Origin of the sequence: Bacteroides sp. ET71, from assembly GCF_023336905.1 — a bacterium.
Classification (GTDB): Bacteria; Bacteroidota; Bacteroidia; order Bacteroidales; family Bacteroidaceae; genus Bacteroides.
Window position 1 is genome coordinate 40,918 of record NZ_JAMBLS010000002.1, and the last position, 26,569, is coordinate 67,486.

The 26,569-nt window shown below is 45.8% G+C and carries 36 protein-coding genes and 1 tRNA gene; 14 read left to right on the plus strand and 23 right to left on the minus strand.

Annotation, left to right across the window (positions count from 1 at the left end; translation table 11 throughout):
• The first annotated feature begins 39 nt into the window (after positions 1 to 39).
• The 10 genes from M3090_RS01495 to M3090_RS01540 are packed head-to-tail and all read left to right on the plus strand — an operon-like array spanning position 40 to position 4,042.
• Positions 40 to 858, plus strand: a complete 819-nt coding sequence (locus M3090_RS01495) for a hypothetical protein (protein ID WP_249053641.1) — start codon at positions 40 to 42, stop codon at positions 856 to 858.
• A 2-nt stretch (positions 859 to 860) separates the two neighbouring features.
• Positions 861 to 1,163 carry a hypothetical protein gene (locus M3090_RS01500; protein WP_249053642.1) on the plus strand — a complete coding sequence of 101 codons (303 nt, stop codon included), beginning with the start codon at positions 861 to 863 and terminating at the stop codon, positions 1,161 to 1,163.
• On the plus strand, positions 1,160 to 1,531 hold the full coding sequence (locus tag M3090_RS01505) for a hypothetical protein (protein WP_249053643.1): 372 nt from the start codon (positions 1,160 to 1,162) through the stop codon (positions 1,529 to 1,531). Before M3090_RS01500 ends, M3090_RS01505 begins: the two co-directional genes overlap by 4 nt.
• Before the next feature lie 5 nt (positions 1,532 to 1,536).
• Entirely contained in the window at positions 1,537 to 2,235 is a 699-nt protein-coding gene (locus tag M3090_RS01510) for a hypothetical protein (protein ID WP_249053644.1), read from the plus strand.
• Between the two features lie 7 nt (positions 2,236 to 2,242).
• The gene (locus tag M3090_RS01515; protein ID WP_249053645.1) at positions 2,243 to 2,695 is read left to right on the plus strand and encodes a hypothetical protein; all 453 of its coding nucleotides are present in this window, start codon (positions 2,243 to 2,245) and stop codon (positions 2,693 to 2,695) included.
• A gap of 3 nt (positions 2,696 to 2,698) precedes the next feature.
• The gene (locus M3090_RS01520) at positions 2,699 to 3,010 is read left to right on the plus strand and encodes a DUF551 domain-containing protein (protein ID WP_249053646.1); all 312 of its coding nucleotides are present in this window, start codon (positions 2,699 to 2,701) and stop codon (positions 3,008 to 3,010) included.
• Between the two features lie 3 nt (positions 3,011 to 3,013).
• A complete protein-coding gene (locus tag M3090_RS01525; RefSeq protein WP_249053647.1) occupies positions 3,014 to 3,166 on the plus strand; it encodes a hypothetical protein in 153 nt (50 codons plus the stop codon).
• Positions 3,163 to 3,354, plus strand: coding sequence for a hypothetical protein (locus M3090_RS01530; RefSeq protein WP_249053648.1), 192 nt, complete (start codon positions 3,163 to 3,165; stop codon positions 3,352 to 3,354). The genes M3090_RS01525 and M3090_RS01530 overlap by 4 nt, the downstream gene beginning before the upstream one ends.
• Positions 3,351 to 3,641: a DUF4406 domain-containing protein gene (locus M3090_RS01535; RefSeq protein ID WP_249053649.1), complete on the plus strand. Its 291-nt coding sequence runs from the start codon at positions 3,351 to 3,353 to the stop codon at positions 3,639 to 3,641. The genes M3090_RS01530 and M3090_RS01535 overlap by 4 nt, the downstream gene beginning before the upstream one ends.
• Positions 3,638 to 4,042, plus strand: coding sequence for a hypothetical protein (locus tag M3090_RS01540; RefSeq protein ID WP_249053650.1), 405 nt, complete (start codon positions 3,638 to 3,640; stop codon positions 4,040 to 4,042). Before M3090_RS01535 ends, M3090_RS01540 begins: the two co-directional genes overlap by 4 nt.
• Before the next feature lie 66 nt (positions 4,043 to 4,108).
• Here M3090_RS01540 and M3090_RS01545 read toward each other — a convergent pair.
• Positions 4,109 to 4,176: transfer RNA gene (locus M3090_RS01545), tRNA-OTHER, on the minus strand.
• 215 nt (positions 4,177 to 4,391) lie between these two features.
• Here M3090_RS01545 and M3090_RS01550 point away from each other — a divergent pair.
• The 3 genes from M3090_RS01550 to M3090_RS01560 are packed head-to-tail and all read left to right on the plus strand — an operon-like array spanning position 4,392 to position 5,542.
• Positions 4,392 to 4,844, plus strand: a complete 453-nt coding sequence (locus tag M3090_RS01550) for a hypothetical protein (protein ID WP_249053651.1) — start codon at positions 4,392 to 4,394, stop codon at positions 4,842 to 4,844.
• Positions 4,845 to 4,859: 15 nt separating this feature from the next.
• Positions 4,860 to 5,216 carry a hypothetical protein gene (locus M3090_RS01555; RefSeq protein WP_249053652.1) on the plus strand — a complete coding sequence of 119 codons (357 nt, stop codon included), beginning with the start codon at positions 4,860 to 4,862 and terminating at the stop codon, positions 5,214 to 5,216.
• A complete protein-coding gene (locus tag M3090_RS01560; protein ID WP_249053653.1) occupies positions 5,204 to 5,542 on the plus strand; it encodes a hypothetical protein in 339 nt (112 codons plus the stop codon). Before M3090_RS01555 ends, M3090_RS01560 begins: the two co-directional genes overlap by 13 nt.
• Positions 5,543 to 5,641: 99 nt before the next feature.
• On the opposite strand, the gene M3090_RS01565 is transcribed toward M3090_RS01560, so the two are convergent.
• The 22 genes from M3090_RS01565 to M3090_RS01670 all read right to left on the minus strand — a co-directional run bounded on the left by M3090_RS01565 (position 5,642) and on the right by M3090_RS01670 (position 25,871).
• Positions 5,642 to 5,785: a hypothetical protein gene (locus tag M3090_RS01565; RefSeq protein WP_249053654.1), complete on the minus strand. Its 144-nt coding sequence runs from the start codon at positions 5,783 to 5,785 to the stop codon at positions 5,642 to 5,644.
• Between the two features lie 90 nt (positions 5,786 to 5,875).
• A complete protein-coding gene (locus M3090_RS01570) occupies positions 5,876 to 8,785 on the minus strand; it encodes a hypothetical protein (RefSeq protein WP_249053655.1) in 2,910 nt (969 codons plus the stop codon).
• Between the two features lie 23 nt (positions 8,786 to 8,808).
• Positions 8,809 to 9,306 (minus strand): hypothetical protein, encoded by a 498-nt coding sequence (locus tag M3090_RS01575; protein WP_249053656.1) that lies wholly within the window; start codon positions 9,304 to 9,306, stop codon positions 8,809 to 8,811.
• Entirely contained in the window at positions 9,227 to 9,856 is a 630-nt protein-coding gene (locus M3090_RS01580) for a hypothetical protein (protein WP_249053657.1), read from the minus strand. Before M3090_RS01580 ends, M3090_RS01575 begins: the two co-directional genes overlap by 80 nt.
• 155 nt (positions 9,857 to 10,011) lie before the next feature.
• Positions 10,012 to 10,437: a hypothetical protein gene (locus M3090_RS01585; protein WP_249053658.1), complete on the minus strand. Its 426-nt coding sequence runs from the start codon at positions 10,435 to 10,437 to the stop codon at positions 10,012 to 10,014.
• Complete coding sequence (locus tag M3090_RS01590) at positions 10,434 to 10,850, minus strand: hypothetical protein (RefSeq protein WP_249053659.1); 417 nt, start codon at positions 10,848 to 10,850, stop codon at positions 10,434 to 10,436. The genes M3090_RS01585 and M3090_RS01590 overlap by 4 nt, the downstream gene beginning before the upstream one ends.
• Before the next feature lie 218 nt (positions 10,851 to 11,068).
• A complete protein-coding gene (locus M3090_RS01595; RefSeq protein ID WP_249053660.1) occupies positions 11,069 to 11,398 on the minus strand; it encodes a hypothetical protein in 330 nt (109 codons plus the stop codon).
• A gap of 5 nt (positions 11,399 to 11,403) precedes the next feature.
• Positions 11,404 to 11,928 (minus strand): hypothetical protein, encoded by a 525-nt coding sequence (locus tag M3090_RS01600; protein WP_249053661.1) that lies wholly within the window; start codon positions 11,926 to 11,928, stop codon positions 11,404 to 11,406.
• Positions 11,929 to 11,992: 64 nt separating this feature from the next.
• A complete protein-coding gene (locus tag M3090_RS01605; RefSeq protein ID WP_249053662.1) occupies positions 11,993 to 12,379 on the minus strand; it encodes a hypothetical protein in 387 nt (128 codons plus the stop codon).
• Between the two features lie 20 nt (positions 12,380 to 12,399).
• Positions 12,400 to 13,386 carry a hypothetical protein gene (locus M3090_RS01610; RefSeq protein ID WP_249053663.1) on the minus strand — a complete coding sequence of 329 codons (987 nt, stop codon included), beginning with the start codon at positions 13,384 to 13,386 and terminating at the stop codon, positions 12,400 to 12,402.
• Between the two features lie 61 nt (positions 13,387 to 13,447).
• Positions 13,448 to 13,756 carry a hypothetical protein gene (locus M3090_RS01615; protein ID WP_249053664.1) on the minus strand — a complete coding sequence of 103 codons (309 nt, stop codon included), beginning with the start codon at positions 13,754 to 13,756 and terminating at the stop codon, positions 13,448 to 13,450.
• Positions 13,757 to 13,950: 194 nt separating this feature from the next.
• Positions 13,951 to 14,412 carry a hypothetical protein gene (locus M3090_RS01620; protein ID WP_249053665.1) on the minus strand — a complete coding sequence of 154 codons (462 nt, stop codon included), beginning with the start codon at positions 14,410 to 14,412 and terminating at the stop codon, positions 13,951 to 13,953.
• Positions 14,409 to 14,813 carry a structural protein P5 gene (locus M3090_RS01625; RefSeq protein ID WP_249053666.1) on the minus strand — a complete coding sequence of 135 codons (405 nt, stop codon included), beginning with the start codon at positions 14,811 to 14,813 and terminating at the stop codon, positions 14,409 to 14,411. The genes M3090_RS01620 and M3090_RS01625 overlap by 4 nt, the downstream gene beginning before the upstream one ends.
• Complete coding sequence (locus M3090_RS01630) at positions 14,779 to 15,267, minus strand: phage holin family protein (protein WP_249053667.1); 489 nt, start codon at positions 15,265 to 15,267, stop codon at positions 14,779 to 14,781. The genes M3090_RS01625 and M3090_RS01630 overlap by 35 nt, the downstream gene beginning before the upstream one ends.
• A 79-nt stretch (positions 15,268 to 15,346) precedes the next feature.
• Entirely contained in the window at positions 15,347 to 15,769 is a 423-nt protein-coding gene (locus tag M3090_RS01635; protein ID WP_249053668.1) for a hypothetical protein, read from the minus strand.
• Between the two features lie 18 nt (positions 15,770 to 15,787).
• Positions 15,788 to 16,282, minus strand: a complete 495-nt coding sequence (locus tag M3090_RS01640) for a hypothetical protein (protein ID WP_249053669.1) — start codon at positions 16,280 to 16,282, stop codon at positions 15,788 to 15,790.
• 3 nt (positions 16,283 to 16,285) lie between these two features.
• Positions 16,286 to 17,773 (minus strand): tail fiber domain-containing protein, encoded by a 1,488-nt coding sequence (locus M3090_RS01645; protein WP_249053670.1) that lies wholly within the window; start codon positions 17,771 to 17,773, stop codon positions 16,286 to 16,288.
• A 3-nt stretch (positions 17,774 to 17,776) separates the two neighbouring features.
• Positions 17,777 to 22,420 (minus strand): hypothetical protein, encoded by a 4,644-nt coding sequence (locus M3090_RS01650; protein WP_249053671.1) that lies wholly within the window; start codon positions 22,418 to 22,420, stop codon positions 17,777 to 17,779.
• A gap of 6 nt (positions 22,421 to 22,426) precedes the next feature.
• The gene (locus tag M3090_RS01655) at positions 22,427 to 23,095 is read right to left on the minus strand and encodes a hypothetical protein (RefSeq protein ID WP_249053672.1); all 669 of its coding nucleotides are present in this window, start codon (positions 23,093 to 23,095) and stop codon (positions 22,427 to 22,429) included.
• A 5-nt stretch (positions 23,096 to 23,100) separates the two neighbouring features.
• A complete protein-coding gene (locus tag M3090_RS01660) occupies positions 23,101 to 23,499 on the minus strand; it encodes a hypothetical protein (protein ID WP_249053673.1) in 399 nt (132 codons plus the stop codon).
• A 109-nt stretch (positions 23,500 to 23,608) separates the two neighbouring features.
• Positions 23,609 to 25,024, minus strand: coding sequence for a DUF5309 family protein (locus M3090_RS01665; RefSeq protein ID WP_249053674.1), 1,416 nt, complete (start codon positions 25,022 to 25,024; stop codon positions 23,609 to 23,611).
• Positions 25,025 to 25,061: 37 nt separating this feature from the next.
• On the minus strand, positions 25,062 to 25,871 hold the full coding sequence (locus tag M3090_RS01670; RefSeq protein WP_249053675.1) for a hypothetical protein: 810 nt from the start codon (positions 25,869 to 25,871) through the stop codon (positions 25,062 to 25,064).
• Between the two features lie 227 nt (positions 25,872 to 26,098).
• Between M3090_RS01670 and M3090_RS01675 the strand changes: the two genes are divergently transcribed.
• Entirely contained in the window at positions 26,099 to 26,545 is a 447-nt protein-coding gene (locus tag M3090_RS01675) for a hypothetical protein (RefSeq protein WP_249053676.1), read from the plus strand.
• The last annotated feature ends 24 nt before the right edge of the window (positions 26,546 to 26,569 follow it).

Here is a 26,569-nt window from a genome sequence, read left to right on the forward strand (position 1 = left end):
CGTGTTAGAATATAGTGATTCAGTAATAATTTCTTGACTATGGAACGCAAGATAGGAGAAATATTCGAGTACAAAGGTGAGTGGTATCAGTGTGTAGGAGGTACTTGTAGAAATTGTAGTTTTTACTATGATACTGCTTGCAAGAACATTACCACTATTGGAAGTACTAATTTTGGAAATTGCCATTGGTCTTTAAGAACAGACCATAAATCTGTCATCTTCAAGAAACTTGAAAAGGTCGGAGAGCCTTTCACAAGTGTAGGAAAACTATATCAACACTATAAAGTGTTCGAAATTGATAATGTTTGTGGAGATGGTTTTTGGTGCGTACACAATTATAAAGCAAAAACCTTAACAATAGAAATCAAACAAACCAAAGAAGATATGGAAGAATATAGAATGCATGATGCAAAAGAAGATATTCCCGAATTTGACAAAGTTGTTGACGAGTGTCTGTTTGGCGAGGATAAACTAAACTTAAAGCCGTTTGACCTTGAAGCTGCGAAAGCAGGCAAGCCCGTCTGCACAAGGGACGGAAGAAAGGCAAGGATTATTTGCTTTGATAGGAAGGGGTATGATATGTTCCCTATTGTAGCTCTTATTATGAATGGCGACCGAGAAAGTGATATATATACTTATAGACCCAATGGCACATGGGATAATAGTGGAAATGAATCTGACAAAGACCTTATGATGCTCCCCGAAAAGAAAGAGGGATGGGTGAATGTGTATAGGGAAGAAAGCAATAACAATGAACGTTTAATAGAACAGATTATCTATAAGACGAGAAAAGATGCCTTTGATAATGCTTGTCCTCAAGGTTATATTACAACTACTAAGATAAACTGGGAGGAATAGTTATGGGAGCAATTGAATTTGGTACATGTGATATTTGTGGTAAGGAAACCGAGTTAGAAAGAACTTACTTCTACTATCCTATCCATTGCGAATGTTGTGGTAGCAAGGATAAGGATGGGCAGAAGCAGCATTTTGAGTTAGTTCATCATTGCAAGGATTGTCCTGCACCTATTCCGAAAGAAATTCATCCTTTGCTTAGAAGTATGAATGGCGATTTAATTCGTGCAAACATATCTAATATCTTGCCAAGTAATATACGAGGTATGTTTATCATTAACGATAAAATAGTAAAGGAACAGCCATGATAGAAGAACAATTTGTCTCGTTCGACACGGCGAAAATGCTGAAAGAGGCAGGATTCGACGTGCCTTGTACTTCGCAATATACTGAGGGAAAGTGCATTTGGAATGTAGGTTATCCCTATAACTTCAATCAAGATGAATTTGGCTATTCCCGACCCACGCATGCGTTGGCGGGGAGGTGGCTACGCGAGGTGTATAATGTTGCGATATACTCTTTATATGATGATGATATGGAGCAATGGTTTTATGTCGTAGATGCCTTTACGAAGAATCCTGTGATAAATGGTTTTCAGTCTGGTTCTGAATATGATGATTATGAGTCAGCATTTGAGGACGGCTTACGTGAAGCAATTAAACTGATTAAAAAGTAAGGATTATGAAGAAGATAATGTTCTCAGATGAATTTCTGCTCACCCAAGCTGTGCTTGATGGCAGAAAGACGCAGACAAGGCGACTACTCACGTTGACCTTGCATAAAAAAGCGGATAGAGGTAATGCCTTGATTGAAGTTTCTCCATCCAAGGTATTCTTTGAGGATGGTAAATGGAAATTCGTATATGATGATTATGTTTTCCTTCTACCAAAAGGAAATTATCCAAAGTATAGAGTCGGCGAAGTGGTTGCGGTAGCGCAAAGCTATTGTTCCATTGCAGATGAACTGGAAAATTGCAATAATGCGACTTGTGCTGCACATTACGAGAAGAATGTGCAAAAGGCTTCTGAATACATATCGTGGATGGAGCATCCCGGCTTCAATAATAAAATGTTCGTTGCCTCCGACAAAATGCTCCACCAAATCCGCATAACCGATGTGCGGGTAGAAAAGCTCCAAGAAATTTCGGACGATGATTGCCTGAAAGAAGGAGTAGTAGTCAATGAACCTAAAATTAAAGGTGGTATTAACATGTATTACCCTTGCGAATATCTTCGGTCATGTGCTAAAGAAGTAGGATGGGGCAGAGTGTTTCACACACCCCGTGAAGCCTTTGCTCACCTCATAAATAAGGTGAGCAGAAAAGACGTGTGGAATGAGAATCCGTATGTGTTCGTGTATGATTTTGAACTTGTAAAATGATAGGATTATGAAATCAAAGCAAGTGTTAGATGTACAACAAATGCAGCACCTGCAAGAGCTGGGGCTGGAAATGAAAGAAACAATGCTGTATTGGGCAAGATGTGTGGATAACAATCCTCGTGCTGCAACCCACTATGGAAAATGGGTTCTGATAAAAGGGAATAATGCTCAAACCGTAGGTCTTATGCACTGGGAGTTTATTTCCACCTACACCTTGCAGGACGTGCTGGATGCGCTGCCAGCAAGTATAAAACATAAAGATTTCAGATATTACCTTGTATATAATAAGTCAGAAGGATTTATTGGATATTATGGAGTAGATTTTGATGGAAATCATAGATATGCCCGATACGAAGAGCTTTATAATGGAATAGACGGATTATCTGTAATTGATGCTGCCTACTCCATGTTGTGCTGGTGCATCGAACAAGGATATGTAGAACCGAACAAAAACGAATGAGGTATGAACGAGATACTGAAGAAAAGGATTGAGGAAGCGGCGGATAAACATTCATTCAAGTATTTGTCACAAGACAGAATTGAAGAACTTGAATTAGGATGTCATTATGAAGCGGGATTTATGGAAGGCGCACAATACGTCCTCTCCCACCAATGGATAAGCGTGGACGAGGCGTTGCCGGAAGCAAACGAAAACGTATTGGCTCTCATCGGTGGTGTCCCGGTTGTGGCCAAAGGCTACCACGTGAGAGCAAGACTGAGAGACATCTCCCACTGGATGCCCATCCCTAAGTTTGAACCCAATAAAACCGAATAACCCATGAAGAAAATAGACCGCATCTATTCCCGCCACGAGCGTAACGGGAAATACTACCTCATCGCCCGAATCAAGCGGGACGGTGAGTTTGTGATAGAAGAAATCGAAGTGAGCGAACAGCAATACCGGAATGCCAAGGAGGGCGATTTGATATGAACGATAAAACACCAGTTGTAATCAATGAGGGTATTCTTAAAGTTGGAAGTCTGGAAATTAAAGTTCTAACACTCGACAACGGATTGCGCATAATTCCAGAGGATGACTTCAAGAAAGCTATTAAATGGCTCGGATTTGACGAAGATGAAATAAGACAAATAATGAAGAATAAAGAGTTTCAATTATGAAAGTCTACATATCCCTCCCAATAACCGGCCACGACATCGAAGAAGTAGAAGCCCGCTGCATCTTCGCCAAGTCCGTACTTAAGAAGAAAGGGCACACGCCCGTATCACCGCTGGACATTGACCACTCCGACCCCGATTTCTACGAAGCTGTTATCGGTACAGACATTACTGCATTGCTATGTTGCGATGCGGTGGTGTTCCTCGATGGATGGCGAGAATCAAAGGGCTGCACTTTGGAACACGCTGCTGCCAAAATCTATAACAAACTAATCACATACGAACTATGAACTTCAAAACCCCAATCTCAACCACCCGTGAGCAGTCGGAAAGGATGCTTGCGCTGGGCTTAAAGCCGGAGACGGCAGACTGCTACATCGAGTGCGCTCCGTCAGGAAAAGACTTCACGTATATCAGGCAGCCATATAACGAAGATATTTTCAAAAGAAACAATATAATCCCGTCCTGGAGCCTCGCACGACTGCTGGAGATGATGCCGCAATACATTGACAAAAGAGAAGAAGTGCTGCTTATGATAGAGCCGCCGTTAATCGTTTATTACGACACCCGGTATAAAGGTCAACAGCATTTTACAACCTATCCAGATATATTTGACAACTGTATTTCAATGATAGATTGGCTCATCAGAAACGGACATTTCAAGAAGGAATACTTAATTGAAAATCCATAATATATTTGGGTATAGAAAAAGAGATACTAAAACAGTATCTCTTTTGATATTATCATTGTTTGTGAATTTTCAATGGAGGGATTCGAACCCTCATCTTCTTTTAATTGGACGCTTTAACCAATTAAGCTACAAAGGAGAACACCATGACTTTCGTACATGGCGAAGCGATTGTTATCGCATCTGTCGTACAACAGTGATTGTTGCCTCTCACAGACAGTGCGGCAAATGTATGACTATTTTTTGAAATAAACAAATTATTATGAATTTAAACGAACTACGAGACGAAGCCTACTCCATCGCCAAGGCGAACGGATAGCACGAAGAAGAGCACAGCGACAGCCATTGGCTCATGTTAATCATAACCGAGATAGCGGAAGCCGTGCAGGCAGACAGGGAGAACCTACATGCCGACGTGGAAGCTTTCAAGAAGTACGAGATGGTATTGGACTTCAAGGAGAACTTCGAGCGGCAAATCAAGAACACGGTAGAAGATGAGCTTAGCGATGTTATAATACGATGCCTTGACCTCTGCGGCGTGAAAGAGTTGGATGCCTATACTGTCAATGTAGAGTTCCCTTCCGGCATGGACGGATTCACAGAACGCATGTATTTCGTCTGCCGGCAACTGACGGACAGAATATTAACAGCGGATAGTGTAATACTTGAATTTGTCCTGTCACAGACCATGTCATATATTGTGGAGCATTGCCGACGGAAAGGCATCGACCTCGACTTCTTCATCCGCACCAAAATGAAGTACAACCGCCTGCGCGGCTACCGTCACGGAGGCAAAAAGTATTAACATAAACTACACATCATGTATATACAAGTAAAGAACAATCCCGAATCGCCGGTACTCATCAGCCGGAAACTATTCAAGGCTCTTAACTTTAAAGGCAGAGGGCCTTGGTTTATACAACTCACCCGCATACGCGGAACCGACACCTTCATCATCGTCAAACGAAGCCCGTCCGACACATTTCTAACCCAATGCAGCATGGTAACGTTAACACCTGATAGAAACCAGCGTACTCCTGCTCTTTTTCATTGGACAATTCCCTCGCTGCACTACTTTCTGGCCGTGACAGGTACGAGAATCATCGGAAGCAAAATTTTGAAAGTAAAACCTATTATCATCAACCAAATAACCTATTATAAAATATGCACAGATTAAACCCCATCAAAGCTGATATCAAATTCTTCTACAACGGAAGGATAGACATCCGAGCCCATGCTTCGAGACGGATGCAGTTGGATGCCAACAGCCGGATATCTTTTTTCCTTGACAACGACAACAATCTCTATGTTAAGAAAGATGAGAATGGGCTGAATCCGGCATCACCTCACGGAAGGAACACTCGACGATTCTATTCCGCTGACACCGCGCGGCAAGTCCTCCGTTTGCCCGACGTCCCTCAGGGAACAGACAGTGTGGGTTTCCGCATCGGAGAGCCGGAGGCAGACGGACTGTTTCCCATCATCACACGCATACCTTTGTGAGAAAGGGCAAAAAATTACCCGTAGGTAGTTTTGCATTTACCTACGGGTAATTCATCATTTACCTATGGGTAGTTGACCAACTACCCCTGGAAGCCCGTTTTACTCCGTCTCCTCTTCCGTGTCGGACACGTCAGACTGCAACGAAGCCGCTTCAGCAGCGGCCGCTTCCAGTGCTTCCACTCTCTTTTCCAAATCTTCAATCTTCTGAAAAGCATGAATCTCGTCTCTGATTTTTTCTGCCATAGTCAAATCTCCTATACTTTAAATGGTTAATAATTAAAACTTATCTCGAAGAAATTCTTCATTCTTAATTCTTCATTCTTCATTTCTCCCCTACCTCGGCTTGTTCCTCCACTTGCGAGTAAAGTAAACCGATGTTGCCGACAACGACTGTCCGATATCCATTCCTCTCACCAGCAGCAGACGAAAATACCGATACGGAGACCCTTGCAGGCGTGACAGCCTGTGGCCCACCGCACTTCCTATGGGCACGTACCTCTGCCCGTCGTGGCTGGCATACGCCACTACAGCACCTTTCTCACGCAGGATATGCCCCCGGTTGATGACCACATTCAACGTCTTCAACGCATCGTCGCCCAGCTTCAATGGACGGCTCAGCAGCAGCGTCTTCACCGATTTATCACTATCATAGTCCTGTTTGGTCGATATATCCACAACCTCCCCACCATTCCGTTGCAAGTAGCATCCGGGATAATCCGTCACTGCTGTCACATAATCGGCCGACATCGTGGCCCACGTGCGTGAGTGCAGTGAATAGACATAAGCATACAGGCTGCCTTCTCGGAATATAACCAGTCGCGCATTAGGATAGTCATAAGCGATACGGCATCCTGATAAGAAATCCTTCACAGGCACCAGGCTTCCTACCTCTTCCATTAATCCTTCCTTTGACAGTACATTGCTCAATCCCTCCACCGTCAGCGCATCGAACGACGGACCGTCCAACTCTGCCGACAGCAAATCCACATTACTGCCATCCACCACCATCAATCCCTTGTCCGACACGAACACCACCGCACCGTCCGTTTGCGTGATGCTCTGCGGATTGCTGCACACATCCCGGCTGATAGGCTGCTTGGCACTGTACAGCCCCGTATCCGACACTTCCATCGCCCAGATACCGTCCGTGGCAAATACAAGCAGGGGGAACTGTCCGAACTGCCCCTGCGACAAAGCCCGTGTAGTAGACGAAATACCAACTATCTCCCCCACTCCAATCGTGTTGACTCCTCCCAACGGAAAGTAAAACGGATTTCCCACTTCGGACGTATATATCTTGTTCGGCATATTAACAGTTTTGTCAATGGAAGGTGTAGGTATTTGAACACTATCCATATCCATCATAGTACTGTCGAAATCAAACAAAGCATACGCACCGTTCAAAGAATCATGTTCATTCAGTTCTATCTCGTATCTACTTCCAAGCGAATTAACCAATATCATCTTATACGCATTTGGATTCGGATAAAATACAAAAGGTGGCCAACTCTTCCGTTGATATTCTCCTGTTTCTTCCCATTTCCCATTTTCTGAATTATATTTGCTCAAAGGATAAGAAATAAAATCAGATATATTAGACATATAAATGCTGAATACAGAACTGCAAACGACAATACCTTTATCATTTTCGTTAATAAATGTATATACATCCAAATCTGTAGAAGAAATACTCGGATTTATACTCAATTCATGAGTATCGGCATTGGAAGTAAAATTATGTATGCAATCTTTCTTGCAAAACATAGATTGGGCAGGAAAACCATCAAATAACATTCGCTTCATATTAGCCATGTTCATCCGTTGGTTATATATATACGAATAAGACGGAAAAAGTTTATCGTTACTTTGCCAATCGTCCGTCATTCTTTCTTTCAAGGTCAAGTTTTGAAGATAGGATTCTTCTATTTCGATTTCATGTGTCTGAAACCACTCCACATTTTCTGTTTCTATCTTCTTGATATAATAAAACAAAGACTGATTAAGGATGTCTTCTCGAAGTTTTTCAGTTCCCTTTTCAGGCATTTCCACACAAACTGACGGATAGCCTCTCTCTTTACTATACATTAAAGCATAAAGCTGCTTATAAGTATATTCTAATGACAGGTTTTTAAATGGATATGAATATGTCCCATCCCCATTATCCACATATCCGGTCAGAGGAAGATAAGGAGAATCTTCCCACTTATCCCCAGAATCTTGCCCCCTAAATGACGTAAAATCTACTAATTTCCCAACGAAGGATGTATCAAAATTATCCGTATCATTGAAAGACTTGCATAAGCCTCCTGTGTCGTAGCTGTAAATTGGGGGTGATACAAAAATATCTATGCTTTTAATGATGTCACCCCAATTATTTTTTAAATCTGGTGCTCCACCAACAGGCAGAATACGATAATTCAAGGACGCTGCCACCAACATAATATCTATGTTTGCATTATTATAATGAAATTCTTCTCCACCAAAACTTTCAACAAAAACTACTGGAGAAATAGTAGTGGACGGCATCATTAATATAGGGGCTGAATGTCTTACTAAACTCCCATCAAACAATCTAAGTGCATATCTCACAAAAAATGGGAAACAAAAATACCCTTTCTTAGTGACCTGTTCATTGATAAACTTATTTATCTTGGGCATAATCTGTTCCGTAACTTTAACTTGGTTTGATTCAGATAATGTACGGTAGATAACATCGCTACCTTCTCCCCAAACAGATATTTCGTCAAATGTTATATTGAATGTCGATTTAGAATCATCCGAATAACTAAAAAGTCTTGTTCTTCCGGTAAGGCCAAATTGAATATAAACATCCGGCAATTCATCTCCAAGAATTTTATAATCACCATTTTTATACAAAATATAGAGTATACTCTTCTCTAAGAATACGATTAAGGTATTACCTATTGACTGAATTTGATTTATTTTATCTCCACTGAAAACATAATTTAATGTCAAATCTTGCCTCAATTCATTTTCAGTAAATGTAAATGCCTTTAATGTACTATTTTCCACATACAAATAATTCTTATATCCGGAGGCAGAATGTACATACAACAGCTTTTCTCCCTCTCCCAGCGTAAAGGCTGCATCGGGCAAGACGATAGGGCGCATCGCCCCGTTCTGGCTGATAATGTTGTGAGAAATGCTCAGGTCGCCGTCCGGACAATCCAAATCGGACGAGGCCTGCGTGATGCCCGTATATCTAATGTTGCTCTCTTCCATGGAGTAGTTTATAAATTGATGAATCAATACAACTTGTCGGACGGACGACGGATCGGGGCGATACGCAGCTCCAATACGCCCTTGATGCGCTCCAACTCGTCGGCCGCACGGGTAAGGTATTGCGCCGCTTCTTCCGGATTAGTCTTTTCAAAGATGCTATAGATGCAGTAGTCGGTCACGTGGGCATGCATCAGGCTGGTCAGTTGGGTGGTCGCGCCATAATTCCAACGGTCGGGCATGGCGAGGTTTAGTACATAGTCGCCATCCACATCTTCCAGACGGTCGTCATCCATCAGCCTTCCCGCAGTCAGGTAGCGGGCGCACCGGCTTCTCACGTTAGCCAGGCCAGCAGACATGGCACGGGCCACGATATACTTGTCCACGCCTTCCTCTGGAGTCTGTATATCTGCCGCTTTCTCTTCCTGTCCGGGGACAAAGAGCCTACGGCCTGTCACATGAGCCGCATTGATGACGTCGCCCATGATTTCCGCACGATTCAAAACGATGGTCACATTCCTCATATTGTTTCAGTATTAATCGGTCGTTCGCTTTCCTCACCATTTCCTCACAGCCACAGCCCGGCGTGGCAATCTCCACGTCATCCGGAATGTCTCTTTCAGAGAAACAGCCGCAAGGCTCGTCCCTATAGAGCAGTTTTTGGCGCAGGTCTGACGCATAATCCGTAGATTCGGTTTCATACTGGGAGGCACGGTCGGGAGCCAGGACGGACAACCACCCTGCGAGGACATGCGCCGCAATCATCATCTTGATGTCTGTGATGATACTCCCGGTCAACAACGCATTGTACCGGGCAGGCATTTCAGCGGTGATGGTCAGCACCTCGTCTGCGTCATAGCTGGCAAGCTCGTGCGTAACGGTTTCATTCCGGAGGTAACGCTTGAAGAGCTGCACCACGGACGTATATCCCTCTATCCAATAGGTATCCAGGAATCCGCCTTCATACGCTGATGCCCATACCTGCTCGAAGTTGTCAGGATGCACGGATGCCTCCAGCGAAGAGCGCTTCTCCACTTCCTTGAACACTTCCGATTTCCGTATTTCCAGCTTCATACTTCTTTTTTGCGCAAAATAGGTGAAAATACGGAGGAAGACGGCTATATTTTATGACAACAGTTGCCAGCGTATAACAGAAAGCAGTCGGCAATAATCCATGTAAGGCAGATTGTCGGCTGCTTCGATCAGTGCATCTATGTAAAACCGGTCTTTCATAGGTTTACTTTTAAGTGATTCCTGCAATGTTCACAAAGGAATTTCCTGGCGACAGGAAACATCTGCTGCCCGATGCTCCCTGCCAGGTAAGCAGCTTCTTCGCCGTAAGGACTGACGTGGCAAGCCTGCTCGATATGGCGCGAGAGGTGGCGCATCTCGTGCAGCCAGGAATTGAGAAACTCGGCAGGAGAGGACGTAAGGCTAATGACCATCAGTGTTTCTCCACGTCCGAAGTTTGAATAGGTCAGTCCGGTGTCCAACCGGCCCGCAGACAGATTCCTTTCGGCACGCTTCAGGTCTGCGCCCCGGCATCCGAGACGGTAGAGGTGGCACAGAATACGGTCGAGCCAATAGGTCGTCACGGCATAATACACCCGAACATGCCATTCATAGGACGGAATATAAAAGTCTTGCACTATCATATCATCTGCCTCCAGGGGATAATGATTCCCTTCCCGATGCAGTTGCCATAAAACTCGTCGAAAGCACGGGTTGGATTGCCGTCGATGTCATCAGCATAAAGTTTCAGATGCAGACATAGTTTCTCTTCGGTAGGAAGAGACTTGCCATAGAAGTCCGCCTTGAACATATTGGCCAGGTAATAAATATCATAGCCTGATGCGTTTTTAACTTCGATGCGATACTTTTTCAGCATCTCGTCTATGTATTCGGGATTCCAAGGTTCCAGTTTCTTCTTCTTTCCGGTTTCCTCGTCCCTGACTTCCATCTTCGACACGGCCCACCGATAGAGTTTTTCACTGAAATGCGGTCCATAGGTACTGACATACGACGCTTGGTCTTCCGGCAACTTCCCGTAAAAGTCTGTTCTTTGCATATTGTATTCTCCTATTTCTGTAATGTTCTTATTACCAAACAATAAATATTTGCAGATCACTGGATATCAATAGATTGAGAAAGAAAGAAGAAAGACCGCGACAAAGTAGTGACTTGACACGCTCAATGTACTACATTGACACGACCAAGTGGCTACGTTGGAACGGCCTTTCCCGTACTTTCATCGGACGGAATGTATATTGTACAGATTGTTTACCATTACATATACTGTCCGTTCGAGCGACGGCGACGGCGTTCACCCATGCCTTCGCCGGAATAGCCTCTGCCGCGCTGACCGTAGTCGCCGCGATCGCCCATGTCGTCGTCCTCATCGTCCACGCCCATGTCGCGCTGCATCGTGCGCTCGCCCATGCCTTGCGTCAGCTCGGTAGGCACGCGGTAGCCCAGCTTCTTCAGCTTTTTCAGGGCTTTTTCAAAACCGTGTCGGCAACCTTCTTCGTAGGCATCATCCACCTCGTCGCGCAGTCCGAAGCCGCCTTCCTGCTCATCGTCGATTTCGTGAATCAGTTTAAGATTTCTGTAACTCATAATTTCTATTGTTTTGGATTCGTCTTGGTTTCGTCCTTTTCTTCCAAACACTTCATCAGTTTCTCGTTCATGACCTGCAAGCGGGCCAATTGCGCTTTGATTTCTGCCAGTTCCTTATCCTGCTGTTGCTTTGCGGCAATTTCGGGGTTCAGCATGGAAAGCATCTGCTGGCAGGCGGAAAGGAAGTTCTTATGGTAGTCCACGCTGCGGAGCACTTCTTCGCTCTTCTGCTTCATGGTGATGATTTCAGCGTTCATCTCATCGCGCGAGGCAGAAACCAGCATCCCAGTCCGGGTATCGTCTGCAATGTCCATGTTGGCGGGCAATTCTTGCAGGTTCACGTTTTGGCCGTTGATGTTTACCACCACGTCCACCACCATAGTAGGTTGTGGATAACCCGCCGCAGATGGCTTGTAGACGGTACGCATCGGAGTGACGCTCACCACTTGCCCGTATTCCAGGCTGGGACTGTTTCCCGCATTCCGATGAAGGATATACAATGCACTGTTAGGTCGTAAATTCTGAAACATAGTCGAATTGGTTTAGTAATTGGAGGACGCCGCTTGCACGGCGCCCCGTTTGATTGATAGATTCTCAGGCTCCAGCCGTAGCTGTGCTCGGACGGAATCCGCCGTTCACGATATACAACTGGTTGGTGTACCGGTTGTAGTGAATCTCGTAGATTCCGGGGCCGGCGAAGTTGGCCACCGTAGCTGGTGTGGTGCCGTATTCCAGCAAGGGACGGGTATCACCATTCGTCCCTATCAGTATAGGAAGCGTGGCGGTAGTCTCTGTCGGGATGGCATCCCGAAGATCGAGGAAGAAACCGCCCACGTAGTTGCGCCGGTAGAAGGCATGGTTAGGCAGTTCTATCGTAACATTCTCCGTTCCTACCGTGACACCCGTGCTCGGTATGGTGTTGAAGTTGTTACGTCCCAGATTCGGGAAAAGGAAAGGCAAGTTTGGAAAGAAGTCCCACATAAGTCACCTCCTTTCCTTCGTTAGCCCCAAAATCCTGTGTTGTATCCACCGCAACCATATCCTGCATAACCGCCTGCGGCAGCACCGAAGGCAGCGGCACGGGCCACTTCGGGATTATAAACTTGCAACTGCGGGTATGGCACGCTTACCGTGTTGGGAAGCTTGCACTTGATGCCGTCAACCTCTCCCTGCAAGGATTGGATTCCTGCGACAAGCGGTGCAATCTGCTGAGCCACGCTTCCCATAATAGTTTGTGTCTGATGCTCGTTATTGAGTTGTGCAGCCAATGTTGCGCTCTTCTGACGTTCCGCATCAAGTTTGTCTTGTAATACACGGGTTTCTGCCGCATCGAGCTTCGCCAAGATAGCTTGCGTTTGAGCTTGTGTGGCATCTTGCAAGTTCCGTGCATTATTATTCATTTCCCGTGTCAGCGTGTTCATGTTCTGACAGTTTTGAAGTTGCGTGGCACAACCTTGCCGTTCTATGGCCTGAAGCACGTTGCAGCAACAAGACGACATTTGAGAGATGATGTTGTTATCTCCGGCTTGCAAGGCATTGATTACCTGCGTACCGGTTAGTCCAACCTGGTTGCCCACCTGCGTAATCGTGTTCTGCACGTTGCACAGGGCCGTCTGCAATTGCTGTGTCGAGCAGTTCAGCGAGGAGGCGATCTGCTGGATGGCATTCCCGTTGCCTTGGATGGCCTGCATCAGCAGTTCGCGGCCGGCATTTCCTGCCAGTTCTGCGGGCAGACCGTTGCCGCCACGGCCACCGCCGAAGAATCCGCCATTTCCGTTCCAACCAAAGATACTGGCGATGACCACTAACCAAATGATGCTCCACCAGCCGTCCTGGCCGCCAAAGCCGTTGCGATTGCCCATCAGGGCCAACAGATTGGGATCGACGCTTCGGCCGCCCAACATTCCGGGCAACAGGGCGGTAATATCCAGCTTGCTGCCGCCATTACCTCCGTCGCCACCAAAAACATAAGTCCGTTCTGTAGACATAAATAGTTAAGGTTTAGGTTTACGGGCAATATCGCCCGCCGGAGGCAAAGGTATGGATTGTTCATATCGAGGGGAATAAATTATTTTTCAGCTGTTTGCGAACATTTTGCGCGTAGATTGCAATCATTTTGTTGGTGCTCAGGCGTGCTTCATAATGGCCGAGAAGATAGCGTATGGATGCAGGCGTTTTCCGCATGTACACGGCAATTTGAACGGGATAGAAACCACGTTCGGAGAGCAGTTTCACGTAGATGCAACGGGCATCCACGACTTCTGTGTGCTTACAGGATGAAAGTATCTGCGAAGCGGATACTTCTGTCTCCCGGGAGACAGCTTGAAGAATTTCGGCAAAGATTTCACTCTTACACATATCATGTTTCAATTTTATTGTTTACCTTTGCCTTGTCCAGCATAAAGAAACAAAGCATAGAATCCCATGTGAAGGCATTTGCCCTCAACGTGGTGGGATTCTATGCTCCTACTTTTTGTTTTATGCTGGACACATCAAACAAGAACACGTTGGGGGCTTTTCTTTTGCTCTAAAGCCCCCGAAAAGAGCCTCGTTCAATGCCGCCTCACATAGACAACGACATACACGACGAGAAAAATGATTAATCCCAGCAACCCGAAGATGGCCACGCCACCCACGTCCTGCTTGAATTGTTGCCACTTGCTCAGCTCTTTCTCCACTTCCACGATTTGCGGTTGGGTAATGGTGACGTACCTGTCGATGAAGTAAGGCACCTTGACCTGCGTAGTGGCTGTGGGCCAGATGCCCAGGGAGTGTTGCAGCAATCCGTCGCTCCACCGTGCCCAACTATAGGCGTAGGGATTGGATAGGAAGGATGAGGTGTCACGTGTAGCGGTACTGTCCTTATAGGGAACCAGCCGAACGTACATTGACGTGTCATGCACCACCGTGCTGTCCACCCGCACCGTCTCCACGGGGATGTACCGCACCTGCCTGCACGACGCAAGGCTCAGCAAGGCCAATACATACAATAAGAATATCCCCGCCGTCCTCATAGCAGCCCCCACCCCCTTTCCACGTCCTCCATCACCGCGTCCACCCCGTTCTCGTGCCGGGAGATGGCAGCGGCCAGGGCGCACATCGTGCCTTTGTCCTCGATGTCCGGCACGTAGCTGTCCGGCACCTGCATCTCGCGGCATACCGAACGGATGTAGGCCGATGTGTTGTTCTCGTTCGTGGGTGCCCAGCGGCTGATGAGCTCGGCGAGAGTCTGTAGCTTGTACTTCTTACGGTAGGTTTGAAGCGTATTGATCAATGCTCGGTAGCCCCACATCGGGGCGGTGAACTGGAAGAACTGCGGGTCGGTCTGCTTGGCACGTAGACCCATCCAGCGGTCGTTGCTCCGGCGGATGTTGCCCGGGTTATTGTTCCGTAATCCTCTGGGTTGATTGTTCATGATTATCCTCCTTTATCACGTTGATATAATCCTCTTTTTTCCCGCCTGCCATTTTACGCAACACGACAGCAGCCACTTCTTTGAAGTTCAAGCTGTACCCTTTCGGCTTTAGGATGTTGCTGATGATGGACAGGAACTCGATGCCGCACACCAGCAGGCAAGCCCAACGGTCGATGGCATAGCAGTTGCCCGCTGCCACGTTTATCATGCATACCATGCACACGAACGAGAAGTACGTTACCATCTTGCCCATCGTACGACGGACGGCTCGGCTCACCCGGACTTCCTCCTTCATCAACAGGCTCTTGCGCACGCCGAAGCACAAGTCGCACACAATCACCGCACAGCTGACAATCAGCCACGGTACCATGTGTGACAAACTTTCCTGAATAAAAGCAGTGGCCAACGCGGCAAATCCGCTGGACACGCCTTGCGTCACTATGTCTTTCACCATAAACCGCTCTTTTGAGTCCAAATGTACGCCTGTCTCATCCATACCTGACTATATAAAATGGCAATACGAAACACGACAGTTATTCCGTCAAGTATTTCACCCATGAGAAGTAGGCGGAATTCTCATTATAATTCGCGTACTTTTCATTAGCATACGCCTCCTGCTCGAACGATACTGCCCGATAGGCTTTATTCCCGTCACGCAAGATACAGAGGCGGACCACATACTCCACCCCATACCACAAGTAATACAACAACGGAATCACCAAGAACCACCACGCGCTCACACCCCATGCCAGCACAGCCACCAGCAACAGCAACCCTGTGAGCAGCGTCATCTCCGTCCATTGCCGGGCATGGGTGCATTCATGGTTGCGCACATACTGCGGCACTTCCGTTTCCTTCAACTTGGTAAATACCCACGGGCCTACTGTTATTGTCTCGCAATAGCTGAAGAACAACAAGACTTCGGCTATCCAGCTTTCGTAATAGATGCGTTTCATAATCAATATGCTTTTGAATTATCCGACTAAATTATAAGCAATAAGAGACAGGAACTCTTCCCGAGTAGTTTCCAATTCTTTGCCAGTACCTGCTTCCCGATAAATGAAGTTTCCCTCTGCTCCAATAAGGTCATAGATGTCAGCCAAGTCTTCTTTCGTCAGCTTTCCATTTTTTATTTCTACGGGTTCATCAGCCTTCTTCTTTCGAGCTTCGTCCAATGCCTCAAGAAATGCAGTTTGTTCCGCCTCAAAAGCCTTCATTTTCTCTTCATACTTTGACGTTTTCCCTTCTTTCATCTGGTGGTATTCTTTAGCTCTTTCTTCGTATCCTTCGTTCTTTAGCCCGCTCTCCACTTCTTGCATAATTTTGAAGTATTCATCCAACTTATGTTGATAGGTTACGCGAAGCAACATCACGTTAGCTGCTGTTCCTTTACTTAAACGTCTACCTTCGAAGGTAAGAGGAATATTCAGCAGAATGTTCCTACAGTTGTAAATGTCGTTGTAAGTCATACTTTAATTTTTAATTATCTTACTTTCTATATTTATTAATTTTTTATTCAAATTTACCACTTCTCTAGCAATGCTTATGGCAGAAGCAAGAGCTATTCTATCATAAGCCATTGACAAATAACCTTCACAGTCTTCTTTAATTGCTTCTGGAATAATATCTTTCCAATATTGAGCGGAACAACCAATTTGTATATCTTTAATTCTCTTATCTTTCCATTTATAACTAAAAATCTTTGCTTGAGCAATCTTATCTAATTCAATGTTTATATAAGTGCATATATCTTTCAATCTAATATCCGACGATGCATCTACGGCATTTACGACATAAATTGTTTTCCATCTTGTATCAGGAGCTCCAAAATTCAATGCATTTCTCGAATTATAATAAGGTTGTAGACCACCATCAATAAGGCAAAAAGCATTATTTTGACTTCCCCCTAATCTAAAACCAATATTATATCCAGGAGAACTGTCTATGCTTAATGTAACATTTCCACCTGTCAAAGTTTTCACTCCAGACAAATCCCCATCCATTGAAATACTACTGACATTAGACATGTCTCCACTCAACGATTTCGTTCCATCAAAGTTTTGCCCCCAAATAGAACGTCCTATTTGTAATTTAGTCGCACTTGCCACATTAGATGAAGTTGTAGCAAAATCCGGCTCTGATTTTAATAGATTTTTCCAAGATTGATTTAAATCTGATAGACTTGATAATGTGATGTTATCAATTTCTTCAGACGTACCATTTTCTCCCTTTGGTATTCCAAAGTTAAGTTGATACTTTGGATTCCCCTGTAAGTCTGTTCCATCAGGAGTTAGAGATACTGTAGCAAGTGAGTCAGGTGAAAGGGTACTTACTTGTCCAATCTCTAATATAGGGGTCTTCCCATCTTCACCGTCAGCTCCATCCTTGCCGTTTGTACCGTCAGCTCCATTAGCACCATTTTCTCCTTGTACACCTTGTGACGGTTTACCAGTGTCTTCACCATTTATATACCAGTTTCCATTATTACCAATGGACGGAGTTGAGCCATTTTGTCCTTTAGCAAGTACACCGGTATCTTCTTCTCCAATCCACCAATTATAATTCTCCCCTATGTGTGGGGTTATTCCTGGGTCACCTTTAGAACCTTTATTGTAAAATGGCGGTACTTCTACTTCTATTTCGCAATTATCCGTTTTCCCAATTGTCAAAATAATACCAGTATCTCTTTTATCCCACAAATTGCAAATTCCATTATGAAAGTCTTCGTCAGTAAGATAAAAATGTCTTGTACAGGTCAATATTCCTGGGGGAAGATTGTGATCATCAAAACACACCATCAATCGACCGTCTGAATGCAAGTAGCAATTGGTATAAAAACCATCTATGTGGCTTGCCACATACTCCCTACCAAAAACAGTACGATATTCAAAAGTAAAAGGGACAGAAAAGTCACACCCGCTTTCTAACAACTTGAAATCAGACTTATAATTGACATTCATAGTTCAAAAATAGGATATATTTGTAATTGTTCCAGAACCATCGTTATATTTCCTTTCAAACAACTCATCAGAATATATCAAAGAACTACCCTCAACTGACAAATCGTAATTACTGCCATAGCTCCTACAGCCTATCAAATACATTATCGCTCCTGAACCTGTCCAAAAGCTGACATTGTAATTTTGATGGTCAGAACCAAACCATAACGAACTATGCGCCACACAACCAATATTCACTGAAACCGTGTTCGCATTTGCATCCGCAACTACTCCACCTTGTGAATACCCATAGTCACAATTTACTCTTATTACCTTGGCACCTTCATGCGCTGTAGAACAATTTTGAGAGTAATAATCAGAACCTATACCATTCATATAACCTCGGCAATCAATTTCCAACACGTGTGGTATATGACCGTCTATTGCATGGTAGTTAAATCCATCATAGAAATTATCAGATGCTTCACAATCTACCATATAATAATTACCGCCTTGCGCTCGGAAACCACCCAAAGATGCAGATGTTTTTGCATCTGTGAATTTGCATTTGTAACATGCCACATAGTAGTCATCATTCAATAGATACGGATTTAACGCTCCATTAATGCCTCCTTTGAAATGGATATTCTCTATATAAGCATTATTCTTTATCTGTATAGGCGATTTTTCCAAATTATCTATGGTTACTTCTCCATAGCCTATCAAGTTGATAGGTACTGTGATTTGTTGGTTGTCCAAATAATTCTTATCAACAGTGTAAGTTCCAGGCAAGAAAACAATTGTGCTTGGCTTCAATGCTAATGCTTCCGCAATAGTCTTTACGGCAGTTGACGGCAAAAGCCCTGTTCCACTATGGTCTCCATCTGGAGAAATATACACGGTCTTATTCCCCTTGATAATTTTTGAATGAACGTCGAATAAAGGGATGAACTTTGTCCGCGTCTTATCGGATAACACTCGTATCTGTGCTCGACACGCAAAACCACTCGGCCATGATAAATCGTTCAACATTAAGTCGTCGAAATCTACATAACCAGTCAAATGCTTCTGCCCCTTTGCGTATCCACCCGTATAGCCTTGTCCTTTTTCCAATTCAAATCCAGTTGACGATACTTCACTTGGAGTTATGTTACCCTCGTCCACACGCTTAATTACGAATCGGACGCTTCTGGGAGAACTAATGGTGAATGAGACGCTTGTACCATAACTGGTAAGCATTGCAAAACCATTAGTAACATCCCAAGCAACCACGTTATAACTACTATTTACTGAAACAGTATAATTTCCAGAAGGTAGCTCTTCAGCTAAACTTCGTATGCGATTAGCATCATTATTAAGTCCAATGATTGTTACAGCACCTTGTTCCCAACTTAACGAAGGCAAATCTTCTTGTTCATTACTCTCTACAAAAACAATCTTTGCAAACTTGAAATAATCTTTATATGTATCGTTGGCAACATTAATAGCAACATAACAACACTTGGAAGGTGTTGTAATCGTTATATCTCCGGGTTCATCCCACTCTCCCATTTTCACGATATTAGAACCGGAATAAGAAGAATTCATATTACGGGTATCTAATACATTCTTATTAATGTCTAATAATGAAATGGACTTTCCTATCGGGATGTGCCATCCACTCAACGTATATGTTTTTTCACCCTCCACAGGAATAACAGCAGCCCTGTAATTCCAAAGGTTACCATATTGTAATTGTGAAGGATAGAGAAGCTCTCCAGGACTTGCATTGTTAACAGCCATTTCAAGCACATTGCGTACGGAGTACAGATTGTTTGGATTATTGCTATTAATTAATGCAAAAGCATTTGTAATGGAATTTACTTCATTAGCAGAGTTAGTCAATTCTCTGAACACGATATTTCTTACACCGCTATCTCTAAAATCTTGTACACTCGTTGAAATGAATTGATATATCTTGTACTGGTAACTTCCTACTTTGAACATCAGAAGCAATCCGGGTTTTATCAACACGTCAGGAACAATGTCAATAACTTGGTCTAATGTATAGTAATTACCCGCTTCCAAAGGTGCTTCATAGTCCGCGTTAAAGATGAATGTCTTTTTCGTAAACAAATCTTGACTTATACCATAAAAAGTACTTGTCCCCCAATCTTCTTGCCTCACTTTCGCGAAATTCTCAGGAATCCATCCATTATCTTGTGATTCACTTGTAGTGTTGAATGCGCTTCGCTTGCGAAAAGAACTTTGGGAAAAGTCAAACCCAGTCTCCGACACTTCACTTGGCGTGATGCCTGCGTCATCCATTTTCTTGATTACGAACCGCACTTTCTTTGTGGTGTCAAGAGTGAACGACACACTTGTGCCGTAATTTGTAAGCATCGTGAACCCACTCGTCACATCCCATGCGACTACATTGTATCCGCTGTTGACTTCCACGGTATAATCACCCGCACCCAATGAAACGGCAAGGCTTCGTATGCGGTTGGCATCGCTTGTTAACCCGCCAACTGATACAGAACCTTGTTCCCAGTTTACCGTAGGGGTGATGCCCTCCGACAGCTTGAACCCAGTCGCCGACACCTCACTTGGTGTTATGTTGCTATTGTCCACCTTCTTGATGACAAAGCGGACGCTTGCCGTGCCATACAAAGTAAACGAAACACTCGTGCCATAATTCGTCAGCATTTCAAAACCGCTCGTAACATCCCATGCGACTATGTTGTAACTACTATTTACTGAAACAGTATAATTTCCAGAAGGTAGCTCTTCAGCTAAACTTCTTATTCTGTTGGATTCTCCTTGTAGCCCAATTGTAGTAACTGAACCCTGTTCCCAAGAGAATTCTGGTAATTCTTCTTCAGGAGGAACAGTACCTTTTCCCAATTCAAATCCAGTTGACGATACTTCACTTGGAGTTATGTTACCCTCGTCCACACGCTTAATTACGAATCGGACGCTCTTTGTAGAATCAATAGTAAATGATACGCTCGTACCATAATCCGTCAGCATTTCATAACCGCTGGTAACATCCCATGCGACTACGTTGTAACTACTATTGACGCTTACAGTATAGCTGCCAGCTTCGAGGTTATTTTCTGCACTTCTGATTCTTTTTGAATTTCCATCTTCCAACCCACCAACTGTAACTGAACCCTGTTCCCAACTTTCTTCTTCAGGAGGTGTCGGAGCCGTGGATACTCCATAAAGAGCTATATACTCCTGAAATATGCCATCTTTATCGACGAATAACACACGCAATCCGAGCTGCCTCAACGCCTGCGGAACTTTTTCTATGGCTTGCGCTAAAGTCAACCGTCCCTCTAATGTTCCATCGTATGGGACGATATATCCCCATACTGAACTTTTAGTAAAGTCGTATGTACCTAATGCACCACTTAAATCATTCCAACCTTCACTATACCCAGATGGAACGCTGCCTGCCACGTAATAGGCATAAGGCTTGGCTGCTGACAATTCTCCTACAAGTGCCCAAGATGGAGAAGATTGGCTGGGAAGACTGCCTGAATTTGCGAAAAATCCGACAAAAGGATTGTCTATTCCCGACAATGCAGATACTTGACTTTGTATCGTGTTAAAGTTGTCCTTAACTATTTTACTTGAAGGTGGATTTGTGGTAGAATCAGTAAGGGTTTGTTCTACTGTTGTTTTGTTTGCCCCTTCTTCAATGCTGTCAAATTTATCTTGTTCATCAATGGTCAACCCCTTATCTTCTACAAACAACTTACCCGAAGATTGGTCAATCTTGGCTTCAAGAGTTTCTTTACTTGTTCTGTTTGATGCTTTTACTCCACCAAGTTCTGTTTCGTTGGCTTGGGGAATAGAAGTTATACCGCCACTGCCACCTCCTGCTGGAACATATAGTTTTCCCGTCGATGGGTCAATTTTGACCTCTACGGTTTCACTACTGGTCTTGCTTGCAGCTTTTATACCGCCCAACTTCGTTTCTGTGGCCACAGACAACGACCCTCCTCCGGGTTTCACATACAAGCGACCGGTTTCCGGATCCACCTTGACCTCTTCCGTTTCGTCATCTGTCTTAGTGACTGCAGTGATGCCACCCAGCTTGTGCTCTTGAGCAACTTCCAGCTTAAACTTCAGCGAATCCAGATATTCGCCCTCAGTCCCATTGAAATCGCCGCGCAACACCGCTATTTCGTAGGCAGAAAGACCGTCATAGCCATACGTGGCCACAGCACTCCGGATCTTAATGTCCGCATCTCCGCTGTCCTTGTAGAAAGTGGATTCGCTGTCATACTCCGTCAGGGCAAACACATAATCCTTGCGCGAACGCATGATGCAGCGGTCGTTGAAACGATGGTCGTGCGGGTGCTTGAAGGGCCAGCGCAGAGGTTGGTTGCGACAGCCGGAGTCCACGCTTGGCGTAAGGGTGTCTGAGCTGGGGAGGAGATTGTTATAGTTCTTCACCCAGATGGCTTCCAGCGAATAAGCGCCTTCCGGCAATCCCTGGGGAATGTCGAACACGAGGTTCCCGCCTTCGGCCACGGCTTCAAGCAGGTATTTCTCATAGTTACCGATAAGGAACACTTTGACCAACGCGCGAGAAAAGTCTTCGTGAACATCGCTGGTGCCACGGAAGATGCTCCATACGACATGTATCTGACGGTCTTTGCTGATGTATATCATAATGAGTTAGGATGGATTAAAATTTGACGTTGCCAGTTTAAGGAACAGGTCTCCCTGCTCCGAATTGCCGCGGCTGATTTCAACCAGGCCGGCGCAATAGTATACTATAGATGAGCGCAACAGGGCGGGAATGCCAATGGTATCGCCTGAATCTCCCGAACGTACTATAGGAATGGGAATATACAAGGCGCGTTCAATGCTATGGTCTGCCTTGCCGTCTTCACCTTTGCCTGCCGTGAAGTATTCCATGGTGCGTTGCCCTTCCGCATGGTGCGAAAATACGCAGACCGGTTTCAGAGGTGTGCCTCTGGTGAAAGAATTACGTTGCATCAAGTCCGTGCTGCTCCCCTCTTCGGCTACGGAGGTCACGGCGCGGTTCCACGACTTCAGTTTGAAACTGACCAGCCGGAGAAAGTCGTCCGGCAACAGTATATAGCCGCAACCGTTGCCTGCGTCAACAGGCTTGACGGATACAAGATCCAGGCTTTCCGCATCCAACAGCTGTGAGGGGCACATTTCGATAACTGATCGGACTGCCACCGCCAGTTTGGCGCGGATAAGTTCGTCCAGCTCCATGTTGTCTGTTCCTGTGGCCAGGTATTCACTTTCCACTTGGTTCTCGTCAAGAGTGACGCGGACGGCTTCCACCAATTCCTCTACCGGTACTTGCTTCATGGGACTTACTGGGTACTGATGTTCGGGAAGCGTATGCTTATTTTCGCAGCCTCGGCCAGAATCTCATCCGGCGTGGTCAATGCATAGCGGTCACTCCCGTGATTGTTCACTAAGTATTCTATGGCCTCCTGCCACGTCTCTACGCCCTTCACGTCCTGCACCTTCGAGGAGGATTTGGACTTGCGACCGGCTTTCTTCGACGCATTAGACGTTATTTCGGATTGTCCCTCCATGCGTCTATAGATGCGTCCGTACATGTCGCTGGCCTCCAAAGCCTTGATTTCATCGTCATTCTTGGCGATGTACATGCTTCCGCCTTTGGTGCATGGGGTGAAACAAAAACGCTTGTCCACCCCATTCACCAACAACGAAAAAGATATGTTCAGATTAGAAATGTATCGCATTTCAATGAAGAATTAATTTAATGAAGAACTAAGAATGAAGAATTTTCAAGGATGCTCCGCACTCAATTCTTCATTTTGCACGGAGCGCGATTCTTCATCCTTCCTTTTTTTAGAGGCTTGCCAGCTTCACCCGAGCATGTGCCTTCGGATAGACCAGGTAGCAGCAGCTTGCCTCCTTCATCACGACAGCCTGCGTGTCGCGCTTTGCCAGCTTGGCCATGTCGTACTCTTTGCGGCTCCAGGGGAGGAACGTCTTCTTGCGGAGGTATTCCGGATCAATAACAAACATCTCGTCGCTCTTCTCGTTCATGTCCATCAGTTCATGGTGCATCACGAGCAGCTTGCCGAAATTGCTGTCGAACGAGGTGAACTTCAGTCCCCAACGCTCAAATTCCTTCACCACCTTGAAGCGTTCGCTCTGCATCTTGGCCAGCGTGGCAAGCATCGTACTGCCTGCAAAGCCAACCTTCGTGCCGTTACCAGAATCATTGCCGGTAAAGAGGTCTTTCAGGAAATCCACCATCTGATCATCGGTGATAGTTACCGAACCCGATGCAGCCGTACCGATGGACATGTCTTTGCCGGCCATCCAGTAGATGCCGCCGGTGAAATAGACGTCCGCGCCGCTTTTCTTCGGGTCTTTACTCTTTCCCTTGATGCCGAACAGATAGCTGTTCTCCATACCCAGGCGCATGTCATAGATGCCGTCCTCCTCCATGTCGGAGAAATTCCAGTCGACTTTCTTGTCCCACATCTTGTCGAAGGTGGACTGCTCTACCTGCATCATGAACTTCTGGCAATACTGCTCTTCCGGCGTGGGCAGGTTATAGAAGTTGCCGGTCTCCACGTCGATTTCCGAAGCGGCACGGCCCATACGGATAAGGACAGTATCAACATTAATCTGAGGTACCAGGCTGTTCGTACCGTCACTGTTCTTCTTACCGTTGACGGCAATCACCACCGGATAGCCAGTTTCGTCGTTCTTACCCACGACATACAGCATCAGGTCTTTCGTGTCCTGCGTGGCACCGTCGGCCTGGAATCCCTTCACACCCACCACGCGGATAGTGTCCGTCAGCGAGAAGATGGAACCATCGTCCACCTGCACCGTCGTAGATGCCTGGCCGCTCGTCATGGCCGTAACAGCAGTCTTGACTGCCGTCTTAATGGGACGGGTAGCCACGCTGTAATACTGTACAATCATGCTACCGCTTCTTGAAATCGTACTGGCACTTCGCGTTATCTGGTCAATAGGCGTGCGCATAGGACGCATCTTGGTGATACGCTTATCCACTTCCTTGGCATAATAATCCGGATCATCATCCCCGGTCTGTTCAATACCAGTCGTTGCCGTGGCACCACCCAGCGAGTTGGTAATGTTCTTACCCCCATCTGCCATATCCGTTGCCTCACCGCCCATGGCAGTGGCAGCCGCCATACATACACCCGTCACCGAGCTGACCACGATGGCCAGCAACATCAACAATGCCTGGCCAAACCATTGATAGATTTTCTTCCCTTTCATCTTTCTACTTCGTTTTTAATTGTTATGAATCGTTTTATTAATCGTCCCACACGCTCTTGCGGCGGCCTACAATCTTGTCCAGCCTGGAGAGCAGCGGGTCTTCACGTCTGCCGCTTTCACCACCGCGCCCGCTTTGCGAAATGTCGCTGGGCATATCAGAGGCCTTCGTATGTTTACGCTTGTTCAGGTCGATGTTGGCATTGCGTCCGGCCACCTCGCCCTCTTGCCGTGCCTCGGCCACCCGGGCGTTGGCATCCTGTTGCATCAGGTCATAGTTGGCTGCCTTCATCAGCATCATCCAGTCGTCCTTGGTGATGTCGTTGGTGATGATGCGATCCAGCAGACCGCCGTCGCCATACAGATAGGAATAAGCCTTATCGGCATCTTCGTCGGTAAACTTGCCTTCGGCCTTGGCTGCGTCCAGGTCGTCCAGCATCCGCTTCATGTTGGCTTCGGCCTGCGCTTGCAGTTCCTTGTTCTTGGCCTGCTTCTCGGTATATTTCGAGAAGGCTTCGGCAAATTCCTTGGCCTTGGACTCATCGTTCAGGGCTTCGCGGAAATCGTCGCCGTATTGCTCGATGAGGTACTCCATCGGGTTGCCTCCCTTGCGCATCACCATCAGGAATCCGGCACTGCGCGGGTCGCTGGCCAGCAATTCGCCCAGTTCCCGCTGGGCGGCATCGCTCCGGTCCATCCGGTCCCATTCATCAGCCAGAACACCATAAAAGCCCTCTTCATCCCCCACATCCACATTGGGGTGCCGCTGGGCGAAGCGTTCCATAAACGCCTCCCTCCTACTCTTTTCTTGCTGGCTTTCAACCTGTTGTGTTTCCTTGTTCTCTTCCATCTCTTTTTCTTTTTCACAAATGTAACGGGCTAATTTCACGGCCTGACGATAAAAAATGCCACTTGCGGAATATTTCGTAAATTTGATGCAAGGATAACAGACGAGTTTTTAAGTTCTTGAGTCCAGACACAAGGGGACGAGTTAACGAGACAACAAGCCACTCGTAGCCTCATTAACTTATAAACTTATAAACTTAAAAACTCAAAAACTTAAAACCCCATACTGGCATGAGAAAAAAAGGAAGCGTTTTCATCCTATCGGACAGCAGGAACCGGGATTTGCTTCGTGCCTACAACGAGCAAGTGAAAAAACAGTTGCGCCTCTACGGACGGGTCACCAAGACGGGACTTATCGAACGTACCGTAAGTTCCCCGGCCTCCCGATTCTGGGTGTCGTCCGAAAGGGCTTGCGTCATTATCTACCGGCTGGAGAAAGGGGAATCCATCGGATATATGAAGCGGAACAAACTGCGGTTCTACATGGAGCTGTACAAGGCGTTCTGCCTGTACCGTGAGCAGCATCCGGAAATCACCTGCGTCAAGCACCTGGTGGAAATCGTAGTCATGCAGCCAGCTCCCTGTTTTCCCATAACGCCACGTGTGGCACGTAATATCATCGAAAAAATGCGTCGGAAATGTCAACAGGAAAAAATAAACAGACTAAACGGAAAGTAATCGCGTCGCTTTTACTGCTTAATG